The 22,553-nt window shown below is 63.3% G+C and carries 18 protein-coding genes and 1 pseudogene; 7 read left to right on the top strand and 12 right to left on the bottom strand.

The window, feature by feature from the left end; translation table 11 throughout:
* Window positions 1-108 precede the first annotated feature (108 nt).
* Both N0B31_RS14955 and N0B31_RS14950 read left to right on the top strand, forming a co-directional pair.
* Window positions 109-1,212: a glycosyltransferase family protein gene (locus N0B31_RS14955; protein ID WP_260592427.1), complete on the top strand. Its 1,104-nt coding sequence runs from the start codon at window positions 109-111 to the stop codon at window positions 1,210-1,212.
* A 26-nt stretch (window positions 1,213-1,238) separates the two neighbouring features.
* The gene (locus N0B31_RS14950; protein ID WP_260592426.1) at window positions 1,239-1,610 is read left to right on the top strand and encodes a DUF7475 family protein; all 372 of its coding nucleotides are present in this window, start codon (window positions 1,239-1,241) and stop codon (window positions 1,608-1,610) included.
* 302 nt (window positions 1,611-1,912) lie between these two features.
* On the opposite strand, the gene N0B31_RS14945 is transcribed toward N0B31_RS14950, so the two are convergent.
* The 3 genes from N0B31_RS14945 to N0B31_RS14935 all read right to left on the bottom strand — a co-directional run bounded on the left by N0B31_RS14945 (window position 1,913) and on the right by N0B31_RS14935 (window position 3,557).
* Window positions 1,913-2,551, bottom strand: coding sequence for a hypothetical protein (locus N0B31_RS14945; protein ID WP_260592425.1), 639 nt, complete (start codon window positions 2,549-2,551; stop codon window positions 1,913-1,915).
* 64 nt (window positions 2,552-2,615) lie between these two features.
* Window positions 2,616-3,260, bottom strand: a complete 645-nt coding sequence (locus N0B31_RS14940) for a hypothetical protein (RefSeq protein WP_260592424.1) — start codon at window positions 3,258-3,260, stop codon at window positions 2,616-2,618.
* An 18-nt stretch (window positions 3,261-3,278) separates the two neighbouring features.
* Entirely contained in the window at window positions 3,279-3,557 is a 279-nt protein-coding gene (locus N0B31_RS14935) for a hypothetical protein (protein ID WP_260592423.1), read from the bottom strand.
* A 1,334-nt stretch (window positions 3,558-4,891) separates the two neighbouring features.
* Here N0B31_RS14935 and N0B31_RS14930 point away from each other — a divergent pair.
* The gene (locus N0B31_RS14930; RefSeq protein WP_260592422.1) at window positions 4,892-5,455 is read left to right on the top strand and encodes a DUF2238 domain-containing protein; all 564 of its coding nucleotides are present in this window, start codon (window positions 4,892-4,894) and stop codon (window positions 5,453-5,455) included.
* Between the two features lie 188 nt (window positions 5,456-5,643).
* Here N0B31_RS14930 and N0B31_RS14925 read toward each other — a convergent pair whose 3' ends face one another.
* The 3 genes from N0B31_RS14925 to N0B31_RS14915 form a co-directional block, all read right to left on the bottom strand.
* The gene (locus N0B31_RS14925; protein WP_260592421.1) at window positions 5,644-6,582 is read right to left on the bottom strand and encodes a bile acid:sodium symporter family protein; all 939 of its coding nucleotides are present in this window, start codon (window positions 6,580-6,582) and stop codon (window positions 5,644-5,646) included.
* Window positions 6,583-6,801: 219 nt separating this feature from the next.
* Complete coding sequence (locus tag N0B31_RS14920; RefSeq protein ID WP_260592420.1) at window positions 6,802-9,120, bottom strand: arylsulfatase; 2,319 nt, start codon at window positions 9,118-9,120, stop codon at window positions 6,802-6,804.
* 301 nt (window positions 9,121-9,421) lie between these two features.
* On the bottom strand, window positions 9,422-9,913 hold the full coding sequence (locus tag N0B31_RS14915; protein WP_260592419.1) for a hypothetical protein: 492 nt from the start codon (window positions 9,911-9,913) through the stop codon (window positions 9,422-9,424).
* A 571-nt stretch (window positions 9,914-10,484) separates the two neighbouring features.
* Here N0B31_RS14915 and N0B31_RS14910 point away from each other — a divergent pair.
* From N0B31_RS14910 to N0B31_RS14890, 4 genes and pseudogenes are all read left to right on the top strand, one after another.
* Window positions 10,485-12,134: an amidohydrolase family protein gene (locus N0B31_RS14910; RefSeq protein ID WP_260592418.1), complete on the top strand. Its 1,650-nt coding sequence runs from the start codon at window positions 10,485-10,487 to the stop codon at window positions 12,132-12,134.
* A 379-nt stretch (window positions 12,135-12,513) separates the two neighbouring features.
* On the top strand, window positions 12,514-13,191 hold the full coding sequence (locus N0B31_RS14905; protein WP_260592417.1) for a helix-turn-helix domain-containing protein: 678 nt from the start codon (window positions 12,514-12,516) through the stop codon (window positions 13,189-13,191).
* A gap of 38 nt (window positions 13,192-13,229) precedes the next feature.
* Window positions 13,230-14,069, top strand: a pseudogene (locus N0B31_RS22700) (oxidoreductase).
* Between the two features lie 179 nt (window positions 14,070-14,248).
* Window positions 14,249-14,986, top strand: coding sequence for an SDR family oxidoreductase (locus N0B31_RS14890; protein WP_260592416.1), 738 nt, complete (start codon window positions 14,249-14,251; stop codon window positions 14,984-14,986).
* Window positions 14,987-15,412: 426 nt separating this feature from the next.
* On the opposite strand, the gene N0B31_RS14885 is transcribed toward N0B31_RS14890, so the two are convergent.
* The 6 genes from N0B31_RS14885 to N0B31_RS14860 form a co-directional block, all read right to left on the bottom strand.
* Window positions 15,413-16,177 carry a hypothetical protein gene (locus N0B31_RS14885; RefSeq protein ID WP_260592415.1) on the bottom strand — a complete coding sequence of 255 codons (765 nt, stop codon included), beginning with the start codon at window positions 16,175-16,177 and terminating at the stop codon, window positions 15,413-15,415.
* A gap of 507 nt (window positions 16,178-16,684) precedes the next feature.
* Window positions 16,685-17,149 carry a toxin-antitoxin system TumE family protein gene (locus tag N0B31_RS14880; RefSeq protein WP_260592414.1) on the bottom strand — a complete coding sequence of 155 codons (465 nt, stop codon included), beginning with the start codon at window positions 17,147-17,149 and terminating at the stop codon, window positions 16,685-16,687.
* Between the two features lie 4 nt (window positions 17,150-17,153).
* A complete protein-coding gene (locus N0B31_RS14875) occupies window positions 17,154-17,708 on the bottom strand; it encodes a winged helix-turn-helix domain-containing protein (protein WP_260592413.1) in 555 nt (184 codons plus the stop codon).
* A gap of 448 nt (window positions 17,709-18,156) precedes the next feature.
* Window positions 18,157-19,173, bottom strand: coding sequence for an NAD(P)-dependent alcohol dehydrogenase (locus N0B31_RS14870; RefSeq protein WP_260592412.1), 1,017 nt, complete (start codon window positions 19,171-19,173; stop codon window positions 18,157-18,159).
* Between the two features lie 143 nt (window positions 19,174-19,316).
* Complete coding sequence (locus N0B31_RS14865; protein ID WP_260592411.1) at window positions 19,317-20,051, bottom strand: hypothetical protein; 735 nt, start codon at window positions 20,049-20,051, stop codon at window positions 19,317-19,319.
* A gap of 316 nt (window positions 20,052-20,367) precedes the next feature.
* Entirely contained in the window at window positions 20,368-22,503 is a 2,136-nt protein-coding gene (locus N0B31_RS14860; RefSeq protein ID WP_260592410.1) for a CocE/NonD family hydrolase, read from the bottom strand.
* Between the last annotated feature and the right edge of the window lie 50 nt (window positions 22,504-22,553).

The following is a 22,553-nucleotide window of genomic DNA, read 5'->3' as shown; positions in this document are numbered from 1 at the left end:
CGGCCATTCAAGACAAGTAGTCCGGTCTTCCGGTCGGTGATGCCGGGACTCGGCCCCGAGACGGTCGGTGATGCCGGGATTCAAATCCACGGCGGGCGTCGGGACGGTATGGCTCGCGTCGCGGTGTTTCACAATACACTGGACTTCCAGGGCGGCGCGGACGCCGTCTGTCTCCACGCGTGTGCGGCGCTGGCCGAGGACCACGACGTGACGCTGTTCACGGCCTCGAAGACGGACCCGGTGACGCTGGCCGACCGTTTCGACATCTCGCTCGAGGCCGACGTGGTCCAGCCGCCGGGCGCGACGGCCCTCGCGGCCGGATTTGAGGCGCTCGGCCCGTTCGTGGGGCCACAACTGGCGGCACGGACAACGCTGCTCAGACTCCTCTGTCGGCGTCGGCTCGACTCGTTCGACGCCGTCGTCAGCACTGCGAACGAGCTCTCGATCCCCGGGCCGTCGGTCCAGTACGTCCACTTCCCGCAGTTCCGTCTCACCCGGACCGAAGCCGCCGAGACGAGCGCCCTGAACCGAGTCTGGACCCGGCTAGCGGGACCGGAGGCCCCGGCCGATCGCCGGACCAGACTGGTCGCGAACTCCGCGTGGACCGCCGACGTCGTAGAGCGCCTCTACGGGATCAGACCCACGGTGTGTCACCCCCCGGTCGACCGTATCGACGGGCGGCCCTGGACCGAGCGCGAGCACGGGGTCCTCGTCCTTGGGCGCATCGCACCCGACAAGCGGACTCTGGAGGCAGTCGAGGTTCTCGACAGGCTTCGCGAGCGGGGCTACGACCTCACCGGCCGTATCGTCGGGGCTGCACCGCCGGCCTACCGTGAGTACGTCGGCCGGGTCCGACGAGCGGCCGCCGAGCGCCCGTACCTCGGCGTCGAGACGGACGTCTCCCGCGAACGAATCACCGACCTCCTCGGCCGCTACCGCTACGGACTCAACGCGAAGCCACGAGAGCACTTCGGGATGGCCGTCGCGGAGTACGTCGCCGCCGGAATGCTCCCGTTCGCTCCCGCCGACGGGGGACAAGTAGACGTACTGGACGGCGACCGACGACTCCTGTTCGACGACCTCGACGGTGCGGTCGACCGAGTTGCGAGTGCCGTCGAGACCGACCTGCGCCCGTTTCTGCCCCGTGACCGGTTCGGGAGCGAGCGCTTCGCTGCGGCGATGCGCGAACACGTCGCCGCCATCCTGAAGTAAAAGCGGTTGGCGTCCATCGAGTGCGTATGGCAACACAGAACACGGCAAGTGGGGGCTTCTCACTCGCCACCGACTCGATGACGTCGCTCCACTGGGCGGGGGTCGTCCTCGCCGTCGTGACGGGTGTCCTCCACCTCGGGCTGGGGGCCTCGTTCGGGCTCAACGGGTTCGGCATCAGCTTCATTCTGGCCGGTGTCGCCTTTCTCGTCGGGGCAGGCGCAGTACTCGTCGACTACCGGCGACGGCTGTTCTACCTCCTGGGTATCCCGTTCACACTCGGGCAGATCGTCGCCTGGTACGTCGTGAACGCGCCCTCGTTCAGTCCCCTCGGTCTCGTCGACAAGGTCGTCCAGGTGGTGTTCGTCGTCGTCCTCGTCCTGCTCCTCAGAGGTGACTGACCCGACGCGCCGTTCGGCCCCATCGATACGAGTTCCGCGTCTCCTCACGAATCCCCTCTGAAGAGTCAGAGAAGCGGAGTCACACTCGTTCTGCGGTGAACTTGCCACACGTGTACGCTAGTGAGCGAGATACGCCCTCTATGCAGTACGACCGTTGAATCCTGCCATCGTTTGAGGCTTCAACACGGCTGGGACTCACGTCCGTGAAGAGTGCCTCGCAGCACTCTCAGAGCCGCCTCGGTGGGTCGGGAAAACAAGTCCGTTCGACTGAGAATCTCGCTGCAGTCGGTGTCACCACCGACTCAGGCCAGCTCTCGAGCCCGCGCTTCTCGACGGTCCCGGCGGAAGACGAGCGCCGGGAGGACGACGAGGCCGACGGAGACGACGAGGAACGGGAGCAGGTCGTCCTGAAGGTCCTGTACGAGCCCGATGTCGACGCCCGCGACGAGGAGCTGGACGACGACGCCGCCCAGCGCGATGGCGACGACCAGCCCCCAGACGACGGTGAGCGCGAGGCCGAGCGTGGCGACCCGGCCCAGGAGTCGCCGAGCGCCGAGGAAGCCCGCGAGGCCGGCGACGAGCAGGGCGAGCGCGAGCCCCCAGAGACTCCCGAGGACGACGGCGGTCTGGAGTGAGACGTCCAGCGCACCTTCGGCGGCCCCGAGCAGCGTGACGAGGAGTGCGACGACCGCGACGAACAGCCCGAGGACGACGTGCGCGACCAGCCAGCGCGTGCGAGTCCCGAAGACCGGGCCAGTGGTACTCAGGATGCCCCCGGCGAGGAGCGCCGCGAGGAGCGTCGCCCCTGCCACGAGCCAGACGGGACTCCCCGAGAGCCAGGTGCCGGCGAAGACCCCGAGCGTGACCACCGCGAGGATCGTGGCCGCCCACGGGAGGGGCACCCGGAGGCGCTGGCTGAGTGCGTCTGCGTCGAACGTCATCGCCAGCACACGCCCCACGCCGGTGACCGTGGCGTCCGGTCGTCGTGCTCCGTCGTCCTGCCCGTCACCCGTCCACCCCGTGCTGTCGCTCCGGACGCGTCTCGCGGCGGTCCCAGAGGAAGACGAGACTCGGGCCGCCGGCCAGCACGAGGACGAGGACCCAGGCCGAGACGGCCCCAGCCGTGATACCCGATCCACCGTTCCAGCCGCGCGTGACGAGTTCGGCGACGACGTAGCCGGCCGCGACGAGCGTCCAGACGACGGTGGCTCCGAGCCCGACGGCCGCGACACGGCGGACCCGACGTGTGGCGCCGCGAGCCACGTCGACCCCACCGAGGACCAGCGAGAAGCCGACAACCCAGTGTCCGAGCAGGACGACGTACAGCGGTGGCGTCAGGAATCGGTCCGCGAACTGGAGTGCCGTCAGTAAGAACGCGAGCGACAGAACGACCAGCCCCGGGAGCACGTGGGCGACGATACGGACGCCCGTGCGCCCGACCACCGCGTCGAGGACGGCGATGCCAGCGACGCCGAGGAGTGCCGTGACGAGGGCGATGCCGCCGGCGTACGGCGTGGGGCGGCCACTCTCTATCGACAGGGCGAACGCGGTCAGCGCGACGACGAGGAAGACCGTCCCCAGCACCGACAGCGGTAGCTGCGGCCGTGGATGCCGTCCGCCCGTGGTCCGTTCGTCGTCGGTGCTGGACATCGCTACGCTCTGGTCTCGTCAGGTCGCCTGTCCGCCCGGCCTGCGGTGGCTGAAGCGGTCGTAGACGACGAGGAGTACGAACACGAACGCCGTCCAGACGACGAGGTCGACGACGAGTCCGAGCCAGTCGACGCGCCAGGGGAAGTACTCGGGCGCGAGGACCCGGCGTATCAACCAGGCCATCGGGAACCCGTAGTGGGTGGCTCCCAGCAGCGTCCGCAGGGGCAGGAGGCCCGTCACGAGCGTGAGGACGACGCCGCCCCCGAGCGCGAGGCCGGCCAGTCTGGTGCGGTCCATCTCGATCACCGCAAAGCTAGCGACCGATAGGCCTAATCACAGCGTAGATTCCCGGTGAGCGAGAACGTGTCGTTCGAACGTCTGGTCTACTCGTGAACCCGCCGTTCACGCGGCTAGCGGGTCCTCCAGTCCTGTTCGGCTCGTCGCTCATCCTCTGGTCCCCCGTCGCTCCGGCCGTGCGGTCCCGGCCGCTGTCTCGGTCCCACTCCCGTGTCGGTGTCGCGCTCGCATCCTGCCCGGAGCCTCACGAGCAGGGGTCCTGAATCGGGTCGCTACGTACGTAGGGTCTCTCCGTCGCGCGGTTCTTCGCCCCACCTTCTCACGAGAATAACTGTGTGCCGACACGTTGCAAACTCCGTCTGAACGTCGATTCGCGACCGTCTCGAGCGCTCTACGGCCTCACGGGCGAGCGAACTCTGCGACGAATGTCCGGTAGGTTGTCCGTGGCGAGGTCGTTTGCACCGGGGCATCTGGACCGGCTGGTGCGCCGACGAACTGGCGTGTGGCAGCCTCTCCGGCCTGCTTCGGTACGATGTCCAGTTCGAGTACGGTGGGCTGTCCGGGGCTGCACGCAGGTCGTGGTGCGACAAACACCGGTCTCGTCGTGCGGTTTTCGCCGTCGAACGGTCGGCTACGCTACTGGCATCGCGCTCGTCGAACACGCAACGACCCCCGGATTCGCTGGCGAGCGAGCGCTACGCTGGTGTTTCGGCCAATCCGTCGCTGTCGCCTCGGTGTTCGTCGTCCCTCGCCCGAGCCGGTTTCAAACTCCGTTTTAGCCACCATATGTACCGGATTGAAACGGTGTTTGCACGATCGGGGGCGGTTCGGGGCGACGTGGATTCGTTGGCGGTTGCCCTCGCTGGGGTGGGTGCGTTCGACGAAGCCGTCGAACTCGCTAGTGACCTGTTCTGCGAGCCACTGATGACCCACCTCGCTGTACGAACCCGACCGGCGGGCGGATGACGACCTTGAGCTTGCCCCTCCCCGGGACCAGCAGACGTTCTCTGCCGTGCTGGGGGACCCTGCTATGGCCTCGGTTGCCGTGTCGACGCAGGATGACCTCGGTGACCAGCAGGCGCAGCGCACCACAATCGAGGCAGGTATCTGGGCAGCTTCTGATACCTGCGTGGGGTAGCTATCCTATCGTACGGTTCGACATCCTCCTCCGCTTGACGGTGGAGGGATCCCGAGCGGTGGGAATTTCAGGTTTGCAACCAAACTTCTGCCACTGTACGAGCCCATCGGAGATGAGAGACAGTCAATCCACTTCGTTGGCGGCCACGCGACACCACGCGGGACAATGAGCCATGCGCAGTTCTGAATCCGGGACGATGTCGTCGGCCGTCACGGGGGTGATCGAGCGTGCGATCCGCACGGGTATCGCCGTCTTCTTCGCCGAAGGGCTCCGCACCCGGAGCCCTGGGGCGGTTGTGAACGCACTCGTCGCCTTCGGGGGCGCGCATCTGCCAGCCATCTTGGAACGGTGTCGCACCGTCGAGCTCCGGCCGTGGCAGCGGATCTACGTCGAGACGGCGATGCTGACACACGCCGCCGGGATGCTCGGCCCGTACGACGATATCTGGTGGTGGGACCATCTGACACATATCCACTCGTCGACGGTTCTCGGTGGGCTGATTCACGTCCTCTCGCGGCGGTTGGGCGTCGACCCGAAGCCGCGAGTCGTTACCGGCGTCGTCACCATGGGTATCCTCTGGGAAGTCATGGAGTACATCGTCCACGTCGCCTCGCGCCGAGTCGGGCTCGAACCGATACTCGTCTCTTACGGAACGGTCGACACGCTGCTCGACCTCGTCTTCAACCTCGTCGGCGCAGTTCTCGTGCTCGTCTTCGGCGATGCCCTCCTCGGGAATCTCGTTCGACCCGAGAACGACTGATCGTGGTCTCTCGTGGCGCTGACCGGGTCCTCCGTGCCGTGTCGAACACTCGGCACCCTCGGTGAACTGCAGTTGGAACGTGGTGACCATACGCCCTGTACGCAGCAACGGCCTCGACAACTACTGGAGGCCCGGCAGCCCCTCCGTGCCCGATACAGAGGGTGAGTTCAGCACGTGGCTTCGTGAGTTCAGCTGTTCAGCCCAGACACTGCTGTGCTCGACTCGCCATCAAGCGGCTTCCGTCGCCAGTAGCGAGCGACGAGTATCGAGAGGACAAACATGAGCACTGTGAAGGCGATGATACCACCGTTCACGCCTGACTCTGGGAACGCACCGGTTGCGACGAACAGGGCGATGTTGACGTTTCGTCCGGCTGTTCCGAGCGCGAGGATACGGCGACTCTGGGCAGTCGGTCCCCCCAGAACCCATCCAATGCCAATAGACACGAGGACGAACAGCGACAGAAGAAGTATCGCCCCAGTCCCGACGAGGACCGCGAATATCCCGACGACCTGCGGGAGACCGAGGAGAGCGATGATACCGAGTGCGAGCAACAGCGAGAGGTTGGCGAGCAGGGTTATCGGCCGGGCGAGACGCTCAGCGAGTTCCGGACGCCACGTTCGAACGGCAATTCCTGCGATCATGGGTGCCACGAGCACGATTCCCAGGGGTGAGAGGAGTCGCCACGGGGAGAAGTCGGTCTCGATGTCGAGGACGAACAGCAGCGCAGCGACGAAAAGCGGCACAGTAAGGACGGCGACGACAGTCAGCGCTGCGGTCAGTCGGACTGCTTCGTGCGAGTCGTGACCGGCCATCGCGACGAGCGGCGGGATGAACGGTGCGCCCGGGGCGACGGCGACCAGCACGAGCGTGAGGAGGAGCGGTCGGGGGAGCTGGAACACGACACCGAACAGGGCAGCGACGAGTGGCAGAAAGAGGAGGTTCGCGACGAGCCACCGGCTGACGAGGTTGTACTCTCGTGTCGTCTGTCGAAGGTCCCCCACTGTCAGCTGGATGCCGAACTGGGCCATCAACGCGGCAAGACCGACAGTCGCCGCGATACCCTGAACGGTGAGCAGGAGGCTGATGACGGGTTCTAACCCGACGCGTACTTGTTCTGCAATCATGTGCTCCGTCCCGAACCAATCGTCCAGTCCGACCCCGTTTCACGACCGTTTCGTCGGTCTGACGCTGTGGCTATCTCCTCGCTCACTTCGTGTCCAGTCCAGCTCAGTCGTGGACGACGAGTATCACCAGCGAACCGACGAGCGGGTCACGACGAAGACCCGCACCGACAATGCAGTGTGCGATTCGAGAGAGACAGCCATCGGTGGCGGTCCTTCTGCTTACTCACGCGCCATGATGCGGTCCAGTTCGGCCTCCTCGTGGACGAACGGTTCGCCGCTGACATCGACGGTGACGCGCGCGATGTCGCCCGTGAATTCGAACGGACTCCGGTCACGGTAGATGTCGGTGACCGCACTGACGCTGTCCTTGCCACAGCTCAGCCCGGCGACGATTCCGATCATGTTCGGGACCGTCTTCGGGAGGTCGCCCTGGCCGACCTGCTGGTCGCCGTAGTAGAGGCTGACCGTCGCGGGGACGCCTTCGCCGTTCGCGACGTCGGGTTCGCCGGTCGCCTCGAACTCCATCCTGACCGAGACGTCGCCTTCGGGGAGTGGCTCGTCCGCCGACACCTGGTACTCCTCGACGCCGACGTAGTTGTGGACGTAGTGCAGTCGGTTGTCCTCGACGAACAGACTGTAGCCGCCCGACCGGCTCCCGTGCGCGAGCAGGACGCCCTCGGCGCCGCCCACCGGGACGGTCAGGTCGGCGGTGATGCTGTGGTCTCGGTTCAGCACGCGCACGGCGGCGTTCTCGGGGACGTGTTGCCCGCCGGGGTGGTACACGTACGTGTCGCGCGCTTTCCCCGGTTGCGGCCTGGGCTCCCCCAGTCGTTCGACGCCGCGGCCGTCGAGCGGGAGGACGTCGTGTTTGCCGGCCTCCGTCCACCAGAGTTGGGCGAGTTCGAGCACCTTTTCGGGGTGCTCGCTCGCGACGTCGTTCGCCTCCGCGAAGTCCTCCTCGAGATTGTACAGCTCCCAACCCGAGTCCTCGAGGCTGGTCGCCGAAAGGTCCTCGGCCGTGATCCGCTGTCCGAACGGCCACGGGTGGACCGCCCGCCAGCCGTCGTGATAGATGGCGCGCGTCGCGATCATCTCGAAGTACTGGGTGGTGTGCTGTTCGGGGGCGTCGGGTTCGTCGAAGGTGTAGGCGAAGCTCTGGCCCTCGATGGGCGACTGGGAGTAGCCTTTCACCTCTTCGGGCGGGTCGATGCCGACGGCCTCGTAGATGGTCGGGGCGACGTCGATGGCGTGGACGAACTGGTCGCGCACTTCACCCTCCGCGTCGATACCCTCGGGCCAGGAGACGATCAGCGGATCGCTCGCGCCGCCGCGGTATGTCTCTCGCTTCCAGCGCCGGAAGGGGGTGTTCCCGGCCCACGTCCACCCCCACGGGTAGTGGTTGAAGTACTCGGGACCGCCGAGGTCGTCCATCGCCTCGAGGTTCTCTTCGAGGTCTTCGGGGACGTTGTTGAAGAAGCGGTTCTCGTCGACGGAGCCGGTCGGGCCGCCTTCGGCGCTGGCGCCGTTGTCCGAGACGAGCATCACGAGGGTGTTCTCGAGTTCACCGAGTTCCTCGAGGTAGTCGAGCACCTTCCCGATCTGGGCGTCTGTGTGTTCGAGGAACCCGGCGAACACCTCCATCATCCGCGCGTAGAGCTTCTGCTCGTCCTCCGAGAGCGAATCCCAGCGCCGGACGTCCTCGTTCTGCGGCGAGAGTTCGGTGTCCTCCGGAACCACGCCCTCCTTCTTCTGTTGTTCGAGGATCATCTCTCTCGCCTCGTCCCAGCCCATGTCGAACTCGCCGGCGTACTTCTCGATCCACTCCTGTGGGACCTGATGGGGTGCGTGCGCCGCTCCCGGACAGAAGTACGTGAAGAAGGGCTTGTCGGGGTCGACCTGTTTGGCGTCGCCGATGAACTCGATGGCGCGCTGGGCGATGTCCTCGGTGAAGTGATAGCCTTCCTCGGGCGTCGCCGGTGGTTCGACCTGGTGGTTGTCGTGGATGAGGCTCGGGGTGTACTGGTCGGTGTCGCCGCCGAGGAAGCCGTAGAACCGCTCGAACCCTCGCTGTAACGGCCACTGGTCGTAGGGGCCGGCGGCGCTGGTGGATTCAGCGGGCGTGAGGTGCCACTTCCCGAGGTGGTACGTGCTGTAGCCCTCCTCGACGAGCGCCTCCGAGACCATCCCGTTCTCGTGAGGGATGTGGCCGTTGTAGCCGGGGAAGCCCGTCGACGCCTCGGCGATACCAGCCATACTGTTCGAATGGTGGTTCCGCCCCGTCAGCAGACACGAGCGCGTTGGCGAGCAGAGCGCCGTCGTGTGGAAGTTGTTATAGCGCAGACCGTTCTCGGCGAGTCGGTCGATGTTCGGGGTGTCGACGAGGCCACCGTAGCAGCCCAGTTGCCCGAACCCGACGTCGTCGAGGACGACCATGAGGACGTTCGGTGCGTCGTCGGGTGCACGGGTCTGTTCGGGCCACCAGGGCTCTGATTCGTCGTACGTTCGGCCGATACGGCCGTGAAACTCTTGTCCAGACATCGTTGTCTCCCCCACGAAGTGAACGAATTCACACGACCCCACCACCGGGGTAACCGAGTGCCGTTCGACACTCGTGGGTGTGGTACGAAACGCGGAGAAATAAGTTAAATAATATTCATGATAATCAGGACAGACGACGAATATGGATTGTCATCAGAATTGACCGACTTGCGCCCTCTATTCAGCAACGCTCTCACAAACTACTCGGTTTCTGTCAGCAACGGCGTGCCCGATACAGAGGGTGGATTCAGCAGGCGAGTGCTTTCGACCTCCTCGACAGGGGTGACGAGTAGCGGGGTCGTTATATCCGCGACGGTCTGGGGGTCGCCCCCTCACTGCCCCGCTTGCTGAGTCGAGACGTGAACGGTGCGAGCCCCGCGCCGATGAGTAACAGCCCACCGGCGGCGAGCAGGAACGGTTCTGCACCGAGGACCAACATGACGGTGTCACCCTCGAACCCGGCGCCCTGCACGGAAAACTCTCGGTAGAGCGGCCTCGGCGACTGGAACAGATTGAACACCGCCCGAACCGCATAGAACAGAACGATACTGCCCATGACGAACGAGAGGCTCGACAGGCGTTTCCACCGAAGTCCGGCGACCACACTGCCGACACCAAGCGCCCCAAGCTGCACGAGCAGCACCTCTTCGTGGCTCAGGCTCCCGTCCCAGCCGGACATGATGGTGCCCTCGTATCCCGGTGCGACGTGGACTAACCCCTGATAGACGCCGATGCCGATAGCCGCGAACCCGAGGATCGCCATCGCCACCGGAACGAGTCGGCCGTGTTCCATGATCTGGGAAGGAGCATTCGATGGTTAAAATGTTGGGACGTATTCAGGTATGACACGTACCTCCGTCTCTCTGTGTCTCTTCTCGTATACCGAATCACCGCGCCGTGAATGCCCACTACGCGCTGTGTATCCAGAAGTAACTTGATGAACTACTTGAAGTCTGTCAGCAGGGTCGTGACCGACTCAGAGGGTGTATACACCACCTACCCCAGGGGGGTATCTGTATACTGTTCGCCCGGACGGGTCTCTTGATGGCGTCGTGATTCGCTTCGAGGAGTGGACGACCGTGGCGAGCGCTCCGACCTACAGTACCCGTTCGACGTACGGAACGGGCCGACGTCGAAGCACGGCGTCCACGACGGAGATTGTCGCAACGTATCTCTCCCGACCTGCCATCACAATCGACGACCGACAGGGTATGCGCTTGTTACTTGGGTGCCGGGATGGGACAACTGGCAGCGAGGGGACGCTCAGCCAACGGGGGTGAGGACATAACAAAGACGGAGGTCGTCATTTCGGTGGCCAACCAGAGACGCCACGCTTCCGAATGCCCGTCCTTGGTTGAGCAATCATGAGTGCGCAACAGTACGACCTCGTCCTCTCCGGCGGACGGGTTATCGATCCGGAAACGATGCTCGATGCAGTCCGGAACGTCGGCGTGAACGATGGCCGTATCGAGGCGATTACCACTGACGACCTCTCCGGTGACGAGGTCATCGACGCCACCGGGCTCGTCGTCGCCCCTGGCTTCATCGACACGCACTTCCACGCGGTCGATCCGTTCGCCACGAAACTGGCGCTCCGCGACGGGACGACGACCGGCATGGACCTCGAACTCGGCGCGCTCCACGTCGGTGACTGGTACGACGAGAAGGCCGCGGACGGCTGGCAGGTGAACTACGGCACGACCGCCAGCCTCAATTTCGCCCGGTTAGCCGTCCACGATCCCGAGGTCGACATCGACGAACCGATCGACTTCTCGAACGGGCCGCGCTATCTCAACGAATCCGCAGCAGACGGCGTCCAAGGCTGGTCTGTCACCCGGAGCGACGTCGAACACATGAACCAGATCATGGAGCTCCTGGACGAGGACCTCCGCCAGGGTGCCCTCGGGGTCGGCGTCGGCGCGGCGTACATGGCCCGTGGAATGACGAGTTACGAGCAGTTCGAGGCTCAGCGGACGGCCGCACGTTACGGCAGGCTCACGTCGGTCCACACTCGATACCACCTGAGTAGCCAGACGCCGACAGAGGCGCCGATCGGCCTCGACGAGGTGCTCACCAACGCGATGCTACTCGACGCTCCGTTGATCCTGTGTCACGACAACGACTACGGGTGGTGGGAGAACGAGGAGAAGCTTCGGCTCGCTCGTGAGAAGGGATACAATGTGTGGGGAGAGCACTATCCGTACGACGCCGGATCGACCGTGGTCAGCGCCGACTTTCTCCGCCCCGAACTGTGGGAAGAGACGTACGGGAACGTCTACGAGGAGACGATCTACGATCCGGGGGCAGACTCGTTCCTGGACAAAGAAGCGTACGAGAACCTGGTCGAGGAGGACCCTGGCCACACCATCGTCGTGTTCTTTCCCACGCGAAAGCGGTGGATACCGTACTGGTTACAGATACCGCACATGACCGTGGCCACCGACGCAATGGCCGGCGTCGGAGACGACGGTGAGCTGCTGCCGTGGGACGCCGACTACGAGTCGTACGCGGGTCATCCGCGCACGGCAGGGGCGAAGGCGAAGACGCTACGGCTCGGTCGAGAGCACGACGTCCCGCTGATGTTCTCGCTCGCTCAGTTGAGCTACTGGCCTGCGAAGCACCTCGGGGACGCCGGCGTCAACGACATGAGAGAGCGAGGCCGCGTCCAAGTGGGGAAAATCGCCGATCTGACGCTGTTCGACCCCGAGGCAGTGACCGACAATTCGACTTACAAACACGGGGAGAACGGTCTACCGTCGACTGGTATCCCATACGTGGTCGTAAACGGAACCGTCGTCGTAGACGAATCCGAGGTACTCCCGGTCAAACCAGGTCAGCCGATCCGATATCAGATCGAAGACGAGGGGCGGTTCGTGCCGGTCGATACCCGCGAGTGGATCGAGGAACACACCATCGGTGCTGGCCCGATAGTGCAGGCGGACGACACCGGGGCGAGCACGGTGATTCCGGAAGACGAGGACGTCGAAACTCCCACGTCGACTCACGAAGACTGAGCCCGAGGGCTACGATCGAAACCGCCGTCGAAGAGGGTACCATCTCCGTTCTCTCACCTCGTTCGCTCTCGGATGGTAGCGAGTCGATTCTGTGCCCGTATCGACCACGCCAATCAGCTCGTTCCGACTACTCACTCGTGACCGACTCGCGCTGTGCATTCAGCACGGACCAATCGAACTGCCGGGGAGCTGCCACTAACGCTGTGACCGACTGAGAGGATGAGTTCAGCGATCTGAAGAGGTCTATCTCGGTGAATACGCTCGATAGTGAGTGGCCAAACAACTCAATTGCTCGCCGTTTGGGATGCCACATCCCCATCTCCGATCGAATCCGTTCTGAGCCGCTGTAGATTATGTCTCTGGGGCCCATCCACTCACTATGGCAATCGTCGCAGAGATTCTCCTCGCAGACCCCACATTACCCTTGGTTGACCTCGCGCGAGAGCTCCCGAGTCATGAGCTCTCGATTACGAACACCGTTCTACTCGGAGACGGTCGTCACCTCGTCAACGTCAGCGTCGACGACGAATCGAAGGACGCCTTCGAGCGACGAGTAGATGTCCAACCAGAGGTCACCAGCGTCACATCGATCGGCGAGACGGCGGACGGGTGGCTCTATCAGGTGACCATCGACAGTACATCGGAACTACTCAACTCCCACGACCCGCGAGAGTTCGAAGGAGTCCTGCTAAAAGCCGCAGTCACCGGCGAGGGGGTGCGAGAGCTGAAGGTGTTTTCGAACTATGAGGCGTTCAGTTCACTCCGAGACCGATGTGAGGTGTACGACATCCCGTTCGAGCTGCTCAACATCGCTTCGGATCCTGAAAATCCCGGCAAACGTGATCGGTTTGGGCTCACGGATAAACAGCACCGGGCGCTCTCTGTTGCGTACGATGGCGGCTACTACGACTCTCCGCGCAGTATGTCAACGCAGGAACTCGCTGACGAACTCGGTATCGCCGCCGCGTCCGCGTCTGATCTCCTTCGGCGAGCGGAGCAGCAGCTCATCAGCCAGACGCTCGGTCCGAACCAGTATTTAAACACACTTACAGCTTAGTACAGCACTCTCGTCTCGAACTAACGTCCTACTGTGTAATGTCAAGCACCACTGGACGCGTCGCCCTCGTCACTGGCGCATCATCTGGAATCGGCGAAGCGACGGCGAAGACACTGGCTAAGGAGGGTATCACAGTCGTTCTCACTGCCCGTCGCACCGAGAAGCTCGAAGCGCTCGCAGACACTATCGAATCGGACGGCGGCACGGCGCTCGTCGTTCCGGCAGACGTGACCGAGGACGAAGCCCTCACGTCGCTGGTCGGGACGGTCACCGAAGAGTTCGGGCGAATCGACATTCTCGTCAACAATGCCGGGTTCGGTCTCTACGGCAGCGTCGAAGAGACGCCGATGGAAGACGCCCGTTACCAGTTTGAGGTCAACCTGTTCGGTCTCGCTCGCCTCACGCAACTCGTCCTCCCCACGATGCGCGAGAAGGGCTCCGGCAAAATAATCAACGTCAGCAGTATGGGCGGGAAAATTTAGACACCGATGGGGGCGTGGTACCATGCAACGAAACACGCACTCGAAGGCTGGAGCGACTGTCTTCGTTACGAAGTCGCTCCACACGGCATCGATGTGGTGGTCATCGAACCGGGGAGTATCAAAACCGAATGGAGCGACATCATGGTGGATGGCTTGCTTGAACGGAGCGGAAGCGGCCCCTATGCCGAGCTAGCCAATGAATTAGCCGAAACGACCCGAGAAGCCGCCGGTGACGGGTCCGACCCACAGGTCGTCGCGAAGGCCATTCGGAGGGCCGTTCGCTCCCGCAACCCAAAGGCCCGATACGCCATCGGTCAGTACGCAAAGCCGCTTATCGCCGCCCGAAGGTTCGGCGGTGACCGCGTCTACGACCGCGTCGTGGACCGCATGGTCTGACGACACAGGCTCGCCTTGTCGTCTCGAACCTCCCGGAGCAACGAGATCAGTTGACCGTGACCCGGAACCGCTTTGTTAGTCCTCGTGACGAGCTGTCGACCTAACCAGCCGAGCCACTATTTAAATGGACTTACTGATGAGTGCAACGTACACGAGTAGTCGACCCATAGTGGTGGGTGATGTCAAATCTAGCTGGCCACGTCGCAATCGTAACCGGCGCATCCTCCGGAATCGGCGAAGCAACTGCGGAAGCACTGGCCGACGAGGGTGCGAGTGTCGTTCTCGCCGCTCGTCGTGCCGGGGAACTCGAAACACTCGCAGAACGAATCGAGTCCGACGGTGGCGACGCGCTGGTCGTTCCCACCGACGTAACTGATGAAGACGACATCGACTCGTTGGTCGGGACGGTCACGGACGAGTACGGACGACTCGATATTCTCGTCAACAACGCCGGTGTGATGCTCGTCGAACCGCTGGAGCGTGCCTCGCGGGAGAACCTTCGACAGATGGTCGAGGTCAACCTCCTCGGATTGATGAACCTCACCCACGCCGTACTCCCAGTCATGCAAGACCAAGACGGCGGGCACATCGTCAACGTCTCGTCCGTCGCAGGACGCCGCGCCAGTGCGAATGTCAGCGGGTACAACGCGACGAAGTTTGGCGTCAACGCGTTCACCGAAGCAGTTCGACAGGAGGTCACGACGCAGAACATTCGGACGACGGTCATCGAACCAGGAGCGGTCGACACGGAGCTCCCGACACATATCACCGACGAACAGGTACTGGAACGCCTCGCCGAGCTGGACATGCCTATGCTCGCACCCGAGGACATCGCTCGCGCGATAGTGTATGCGACATTGCAACCCGAACACGTGAACGTGACAGAGTTGATGGTCGTGCCGACCGGACAGACATAGAACTGAGAGATAGCTGGCTTTCCAACTCATTCGGACCATACTTCTGCAGTGCCCGACTCGCGCACTCTATACAGCACGTCGCCGGAACCTACTCGGAGGCTGGTAGAACTACCGTGCAAGATACAGAGCATCTATGCAGCAGTTGACCATCCTTGATTTCCGCCCAGTCGGACGAATTAACTGCTGCGTTGAGGTGTGCATTGACCGGTGAAGATACCACCAGGTGAATTGTAGCAAATTGTAATACTGTGACACCGTCGCAGTTGGAGCAACAGAACCAGGGCACCCTACCGGAGGACATTGTCGGTTATCTGGGCAAGATCTGAAGAAAGAGCGATGTTACTCCTCGCCGATTGGAGTCGGAAAACCCCGGGTAGTGAGGAGAGTATATTGAGCCCCCCGCTGGTGAGAATCCGGCACTAGTGGCTAAGCGTCTGGGCTATCTTCGTCGGTCTTCATTTTGTGCTGGTAAGTGACGCCAAACGCCTTATCCTTGGCATATCCCTGCTCCCACTTGCGGAAGCTGTCGAAGTCGGCATCGGTATCCGTGTCATGAAAAATTATGAGATACGTATACTTCGATAGATAGAGGAGAAGGACAATGTTCAGCATGAAGTACAGAAACTCTATCGAAAACCAAGGGATGGAGAGCGACATTACGGAACCGACCGTTAGTTCGAGCAGTTCGTATGCGTACATGAGCAACCCGAGGACTGCCAGCCCGTACAGGAAGAGAACGTACCCGACGACCTGGCCCACATAGTGGGCGTCGTGGTAGATCGGCTTCTCGCTGTCCTGGAGCCAGTTCTCCCACGTGAGGTAGACCCCGTCCAGTTCGGAATTGATTTTGTTCTCAATGAATGCGAGATAGTGCCCCGCGCGCATCATTCGGCTCTGCTCGACGATCCAAAGTGAGATTGTGAGGATAATCAGCGTCGGAAGTGCGGCGATGATCAGCTTCAGCGTCGGGTTCTTCATGACGAGCTCATCAAGGACGCCGCTCAGTTGTAGTCCGTAAGCGAGCCCTATCAGGACTCCGCCACCGATGACGACCTTGTTCTGGGTTTCGATGCTCTGGTTGATTTCGTCCCGAAGGTCCGTATAGAACCGATACATCAACTCGACATCCTCTCTGTCTCCAACCTGAATGACGTTGTGGTCGTCGTCCCCCTCGTCCCCGCTACTCTCCATACCATTCATGTCTGAAATGCATCTTATTGTTTCTACTGGAAGTGTGCGGGCCTGTCAGGACCTTACTGCTCAGACTAACCCTTGCTCACGGGCAGCGACTAACGCTCGGGTAGGAAGTGTCGAACCGGGCCCCGATAGCAGGACACACAAGAAAGTTCGAACCCGGTGTTCCCACAGTCACGGGCATATTAGGGGGAGGAGTGCTGCATGTGCGCCCTCTACTGACCGATCACAACGAGCTTGAATGAACTGAGCCATCGTGGAAGACTTGCGCCCTCTATGCAGCAAGGGGAGTGGGAGCTGTCGAATACTGGGAACGATCGCCCAGCCTCTAACCGGCGGTTAGTTAGTAGGCGTCACAGACCGCGCCGAGTAGTTGTCAAACGCGTCTCTTCATCAGTGTCAGCGGTCGAGAAGTCGCCATCCCGTGTTCGATACTCGCACCGAGAGGTCGGTACGGACTCGTAGACCGCGTCGTGCTCCATCGACAGGAGATAGCAACCTCTCTCAGGGTGGATTGTCCGCGTCGTTGAGGGGGTCGACAGTCCCGCTGTCGTAGCCTACCCGCCACAGCTGGTGGACGGCCCGGGCGACGAGGACGATTTCCGTGACCCCGATACAGGATTCCTCGACATCATCCTCATCGTTCGACGCGTCCGGTGGCGGGTGGTAGTGGCCGTCACCGTCGGGGACAGGATAGTCGTGCGGATGCACGTCCCACCGGAGGTTTCGACCCGCATCGTCGCTGTAGTGGACGTTGTAGTCGCTCTGTACCGACCACCGGACGGTGATAGTGGCACTCGTCGCCGTCCCGATGCCGTCGTCGAGCCGGAGCCGCAGTTCATCGGGACTCACCGGGTCGTCCAGCGAGCCACTCGCCACCGGTTCGAGACGTTCGAACTCCGTCCGGAAGTCGTGGAGCGCCCCTGCGTCGATCGCCCCTCGCAGTGAGTGTGGTTCGGCCTCCTGCATCGAATCAACCGAGGAGGCTGGCCGGCTCGCTGCTGTCGCCCGCTCCGGCGTCGTCTCCGATGGTCTCCTCCGCGTCGGCGAGCGCGAGCGCGGCCCGCGCGAGCTTCAGATTCCGGCGCGCTGTCTGCCACTCCGTCACCGCTTCGGCACTCAGTTCCGCGTCGTCGACGGCGGCCGCACTCGGGGACTCCGCGCCAGTCCGTTCCTCGAACTCACGGACGCTCTCGCGCAGTTCCGCGACGCGTGCCGACAGCGTCTCGATGTCGATGGAGTCGAGCATCTGTTGGGCCCGTTCAAGGACAACCGAGCGGGGGGCCCGGCGGTAGCGCGTTCCCCGCTCCTCGGGGGTGCTGACCTCCTCGACGAAGCCATCCTCGGCGAGCACGCGGAGGTGCTTACGTGCGGTCGTCTCGGAGGTCAACGCGCGCTCGGCGATGTTGGCGACCGACTGCGGGTCGTACGTCCGCTTCATTACGGTGCGAACGCGCTCACCGGGCGTGGTGTCCGTCTTCCACTCCTCTGTGACGCGCTCGTTCACGTCGGCGGGGACGTCGGTCATACGTCGTCTCGTGGACGCGAGCATATTAGCCTTGGGAGCAATAGTCTCATTTCATCTGTCGTAATCCACTATCGCTTCGGCCCACCCGGCCTGCCGTCTTCACCGGGTACAGTCCACAGCGGGTGGTGAAGACTGGTACTCCGCGCTGACGAGTCACCAGACGCGGATCCTCACGGCATCGGTGGCAGTTAGTAGGCGTCACAGGCCGGCCCGAGTAGTTGTTAAACGCGTCTCTCGGGCTCTGCGGTAGTGCCGTGAACGCACTCTTCCTCGGGCAGTATCTGCGGGCTCTACCGAGATGAAGTCAGGGACAGTTTACCCGATGCAATAGGTGGACGTAGCGTCCCGTCGTTCTCTACCTCGTGTTCTTCCTACACAGAGAGATGGGACACCATTCTCGGGCTCCCACCGTCGTTTAGCCCGCCACGAGCGCGCTACAGCGGGTGGTTTACTCCACCGTGACGAGTACGCTCCCCACTTTGTGCCCGGTATCGACGTACCGGTGTGCGTCGGCGATGTCGTCCAGTGCGTACGCTCGGTCGATCACCGGGCGGAACGTGCCCGATTCGACCAGGTCGCGGAGTGTATGGAGGTGTTCGCGCTTTGTCTCCGCCGACCCCAGCCCGGTGGCAGCGAAGGCAGCTCGCTTGTCACCCACCAGCCGAGTCGACAGCATCTGCAGCAGGATTCGAACCGAGAGGACGGTCGTGAGGTAGCGCCCACCGGGGGCGAGCGAGTCCTTGCACGTCGAGTACGGTCGCTTGCCGACGGCGTCGAAGATGACGTCGTACGTCGTGTCGGTCGCCGCGAAGTCGGTGGTCGTGTAGTCGATCACGGTCTGCGCGCCGAGCGATCGCACCAACTCGACGTTCGCGGTGCTACACACGCCGGTGACCGTCGCACCGAGCTCGCTCGCGATCTGCACGGCAGCCGTCCCGACCGACCCGGACGCCCCGTTGACCAAGATGGACTCGTCCGCCTGCAGGTGCGCGTGATCTTCCAGGAACGCCACCGCCGTCAGCCCACCGTCACAGACGGCCGCGGCCTCGCTGTAGGTGAGTTCCGACGGCATGACGGCCACGGCCCCGTCCGCGGGGAGACACAGATACTCGGCGTGCGCGCCACTCCCGGGAGCGGCGGTTCCGAACACGTCGTCGCCGGGAGCGAACTGCACGACGTCCCGACCAACTGCCACGATTTCGCCAGCGAACACGTCACCCGGTACCGCTTTCGGCCGTCTGAGACCGTTGAAGAACCGAATGAGGAACGGACGCCCTTCCCGAGCGGCGGAGTCCGGCGGGCCGACGACCGTGGCATGGATCCGAACGAGCACCTCGTCGTCGTCGGGGATCGGCGTTGCGACCTCCTCGACGTGGAGGACATCCGCAGGCCCGTACTGCTCGGCCACGACGGCTCGCATCTGCGTGCGACTCTTGACTGACTGTTCTTCGACACTCGATGTCATAGCGAGGGTGCGTACGACGCCAGAGAGCGTAAAGTGAGAGCACACCTGCCGAGTAGTCGAAGCGCAATCGGGAGGTGCCTGCTGGACACGGAGCGTATGTTCAGCAAGCCGTCCGTGTTCGACTCAGACCACGGTTGTTTGAGTCACTCCTCTCGAAGGGATGTCGACACCTCACGGCGTCCTGCGCCTAACAGGAGGATGCCGAGCGCGACGAACCAGACGATCTGGGTGAGCCCGAAGATGCCACCGCCGATCTCGCCGAGCGCTGGAATCGCCGAGAGGATGCCTGCAGCCCCGACCACGAGGCCGAAGTAGTTCACGAGTCGGTGGAGTGCTCGTGTCCGGAGGGCGACCACACTCACGAGCAGCGTCCAGACGCCCCCGACGATCTCGTTACCGCCGCCCAGCCCGTCGATGACCGGACTGACCGCCAGCCACACCGTCGTCGCCTGCGTCGGGTCGGTGCTGTAGAGGTCGACGACGACGCCCGTCGCGAGAGTGGCGATCATCCCGCTGGCGATGACGAGCCCGGCCCAGATGAGTCCGAAGGCCGTCGTCGCTCGCATCAGCATCGGTGCACCGGCCGCGAGCCGCTCGTGGAGCGCCAGAACGAGCGCCACCAGCACGATGCCGAAGACCACGTAGATGAGCAGGTACATCGCGGATAGACTCGCCTCGTTCGCGACGAACAGTTCGACCTGCTGGAGCGCCCCGGTGACGCTCGCGAAATCGAGGACGACGAGGAAGTACGCGATACCGGCCACGTAGATGGCCGCCTCGATCAGTGCGGCGAGGCCGCCCACCGTCAGATAGTTCCAGCGGCCCACCGTGGGCGACTGCTCGATGCCTTCTACTGCTTGACCGGTCGTTGCTGCCATACGTTATCTGCCGCAGTGACATTACCGCCGGAGGAGATAGCCGTATCGAGTACGACCCTCTCCACCAGCCAGATTAACCGGATGGTGCAGAGGGACCCGCCGTACCCGACTATTGTGGTGTCCCTTCGTCTTCCCGTTCGGCATCACTAACAGCGGCCGGTGGCCGTGCTTGTCGGTGACATCATCGCGGTTGTTGGCGATGGAGTCGGCGAGCCCCTGCGAGCCGTCGCAGGCTCGGCCGCCGAAACGGTGGTCCGGGTTCGCTTTCAAATCCCGCCAATTCGGTGGAGTGCCTCAGAGCTGCCGGTGGGGCAGGTTACTCGTCAGTGTTACCCACCGGTCGACACGGTTGGTTGCTCACCGCTCCGCAGTCGGGGCGATCTGTCTCAGTCGTCTCGGTTGGGAGAAGCGGCAGGGCGACGCTCGACGGTCGCACCGACGAATGGGCGACAGTGTTGATCGCTTCCTCTGGAATCAGCTGGAAACCCCACAACGGGCGGTTCCCGCCCGGTGTCTCGATCGCCACCTTGACGCGTGAACCAGCCCGGAACACGTGTCCGAACGGAAAGAGTTCGACCCTGAGCTTCGAGAACCCATCCGGCAGCGGCACCTGATCGCTCGCCTGATGCGTGTGCCACGGGCGTCGCGGCTTCGACAGCGAGGCATCTTCCGCTCGGTGACTCGCTCGGAGCCAGCCGTTCTGGACGTACATCTCCGTGCCGTCTGGCCGAACCTCCGAGAGGGTTACCTCGATGTCGGTATCGTCGGCGTCGGACTGCAGCCAGAGCTCGACGCTCGCCGACCCGAGGAGTACGTGCTCGGAGTCGAGCTGGTCGGAGACGAACGCAACGTAGGTGCCGTCAGGCTGCTGTCCCCACTGGAGTTGGTCGTCGTCGTTGCGTGGGACGAGCTGGCCGAGCGGGTTCAGTATCGGGTCGTACTCGTAGCTCGTCGACGCCTCGGTGTCGTCTGGTTCCGATGAGGCGAGGCTACCGTCCGGCTGGAAGTAGAGCCGCCACGTCTCTGTCTGTGCTGGTGGCCACGTCCCGTACGATGTGCTGAACCGAGGGTTGCGGTCGTGGTCGAGCTCCCAGTAAATCTCCACGGGATCCTCGCTCTCGTACGCCGCCAGAGCCTCCTCGTAGGAGCCGCTCTCTCCCTCGGGAACTTCCTCCTTCAGGTAGTACGCGAGGAACCGATAGATGTCCTCCAGGATCGTCTCGCCGTAGTACTCCCCGTGATCGCCGTTCGAGCCGATAAAGCGTACGGGCTGGGGCGTGTCGAATCGCTCGAGGAGCCGTGTTGCCCGCGAGCCAACCTGCTCGTCCTGCCAGGATTCGACCAGCAGTGTCGGCACGTCGATTTGATCGACGAACGTCCACGGCGCCCGGTTCTGGAAGTACTGCGTGTCGAAGCGGTTGCTGGCGAGTTGATCGAAGAGCCCGGGATTCTGGAGCCGCAGCAACTGGTTCGCATCGCAGACATCGTCGCCGTTGTCGATGCGTTGCTCCACACCGGCGTACTCGCCACCTGGGGCCGTGGTGGCGTCACGTTCGGTGGCGAAACTGCCGGCAAAGGTGGCGTTGAACATGCCGCCTGGGTACGCGACATCCCGATAGAACTCGCCGACGACGTGTCCGGGCACGATAGCCTTGAGCGACGGTGGTCGAGTGGCGGCGACGAACAGCTGTGAGATACCGGGATAGGACTTGCCCACCAGGCCGACGCCGTTGGCCCACTTCTGGGCGCCGATCGCCTCGACCATGTCGTAGCCGTCGAGCGCCTGCAGATGCTCGAAGTAGTCGAACGCGCCGTCGGAACAACCGGAACCCCGCATGTTGACGCCGACGACGGCGTAGCCGCGTGCGAGGAACCGGTCGTCGAGGCTGTCGTAGAACTGGACGGACGGCTCGTACGCCGAGTAGTCGATGACGGCCGGATATGGCGGCTCGCCCCACTCGTCGGCGTCAGGGAGTTTCACCTGACACGCCAGTTCGACCCCGTCGCGGACTTCGATGTAGTTGTAGCCAGAATCGAGTTTCTGTCTCTGGTAGAAGCCGTCTGGCGGCGTGTAGTCGACCGGGAGCACGCGAACGGCACGCGAGCGGTCGCTCTCGGTTCCACCGACCGTCTGCGTCACCTGATATCCCCGTCCAGGGTCGATCTCTTCGAAGAGCACCGACCCGAGCTGGTCTGCGGTCGCGGTGGCGACCTCCTCACCACCCTTCGCGATGAGCCGTACCGTCGCATCTGGTTCGGCTCGGATGACGTGTACCTGCCTGACGCTGCCGCGAATTGTTGGCGGATCGAGTTGCTCACTTGACTGTCCGGGCGTCGCGTGGCTGCCCCCAACGCCTGCAGCCATTCCGACTCCGCCGGCCCCGATCGAGCGGAGCACACCGCGGCGCGTAACTCCCTGATGGCCCAACTTCCGGAATGTCTCGGGTGGCATGAGCTTCGACAACACGTTACAAGCAAATAACATTAACCCCCGGCCTACTG

The sequence above is a fragment of the Salinirubellus salinus genome (assembly GCF_025231485.1).
GTDB lineage: Archaea > Halobacteriota > Halobacteria > Halobacteriales > Haloarculaceae > Salinirubellus > Salinirubellus salinus.
The sequence above is the reverse complement of the archived record's forward strand: the minus strand, read 5'-3'. Positions and strand labels throughout refer to the sequence as shown.

Coding starts and splice junctions, on each gene's coding strand:
- N0B31_RS14935 (WP_260592423.1), bottom strand. CDS start 3,557: ATGGACCGCACCAGACTGGCCGGCCTCGCGCTCGGGGGCGGCGTCGTC.
- N0B31_RS14885 (WP_260592415.1), bottom strand. CDS start 16,177: ATGGAGAGTAGCGGGGACGAGGGGGACGACGACCACAACGTCATTCAG.
- N0B31_RS14880 (WP_260592414.1), bottom strand. CDS start 17,149: ATGCAGGAGGCCGAACCACACTCACTGCGAGGGGCGATCGACGCAGGG.
- N0B31_RS14920 (WP_260592420.1), bottom strand. CDS start 9,120: ATGTCTGGACAAGAGTTTCACGGCCGTATCGGCCGAACGTACGACGAA.
- N0B31_RS14875 (WP_260592413.1), bottom strand. CDS start 17,708: ATGACCGACGTCCCCGCCGACGTGAACGAGCGCGTCACAGAGGAGTGG.
- N0B31_RS14905 (WP_260592417.1), top strand. CDS start 12,514: ATGGCAATCGTCGCAGAGATTCTCCTCGCAGACCCCACATTACCCTTG.
- N0B31_RS14950 (WP_260592426.1), top strand. CDS start 1,239: ATGGCAACACAGAACACGGCAAGTGGGGGCTTCTCACTCGCCACCGAC.
- N0B31_RS14940 (WP_260592424.1), bottom strand. CDS start 3,260: ATGTCCAGCACCGACGACGAACGGACCACGGGCGGACGGCATCCACGG.
- N0B31_RS14865 (WP_260592411.1), bottom strand. CDS start 20,051: ATGGCAGCAACGACCGGTCAAGCAGTAGAAGGCATCGAGCAGTCGCCC.
- N0B31_RS14870 (WP_260592412.1), bottom strand. CDS start 19,173: ATGACATCGAGTGTCGAAGAACAGTCAGTCAAGAGTCGCACGCAGATG.
- N0B31_RS14890 (WP_260592416.1), top strand. CDS start 14,249: ATGTCAAATCTAGCTGGCCACGTCGCAATCGTAACCGGCGCATCCTCC.
- N0B31_RS14930 (WP_260592422.1), top strand. CDS start 4,892: ATGTCGTCGGCCGTCACGGGGGTGATCGAGCGTGCGATCCGCACGGGT.
- N0B31_RS14945 (WP_260592425.1), bottom strand. CDS start 2,551: ATGACGTTCGACGCAGACGCACTCAGCCAGCGCCTCCGGGTGCCCCTC.
- N0B31_RS14860 (WP_260592410.1), bottom strand. CDS start 22,503: ATGCCACCCGAGACATTCCGGAAGTTGGGCCATCAGGGAGTTACGCGC.
- N0B31_RS14955 (WP_260592427.1), top strand. CDS start 109: ATGGCTCGCGTCGCGGTGTTTCACAATACACTGGACTTCCAGGGCGGC.
- N0B31_RS14925 (WP_260592421.1), bottom strand. CDS start 6,582: ATGATTGCAGAACAAGTACGCGTCGGGTTAGAACCCGTCATCAGCCTC.
- N0B31_RS14915 (WP_260592419.1), bottom strand. CDS start 9,913: ATGGAACACGGCCGACTCGTTCCGGTGGCGATGGCGATCCTCGGGTTC.
- N0B31_RS14910 (WP_260592418.1), top strand. CDS start 10,485: ATGAGTGCGCAACAGTACGACCTCGTCCTCTCCGGCGGACGGGTTATC.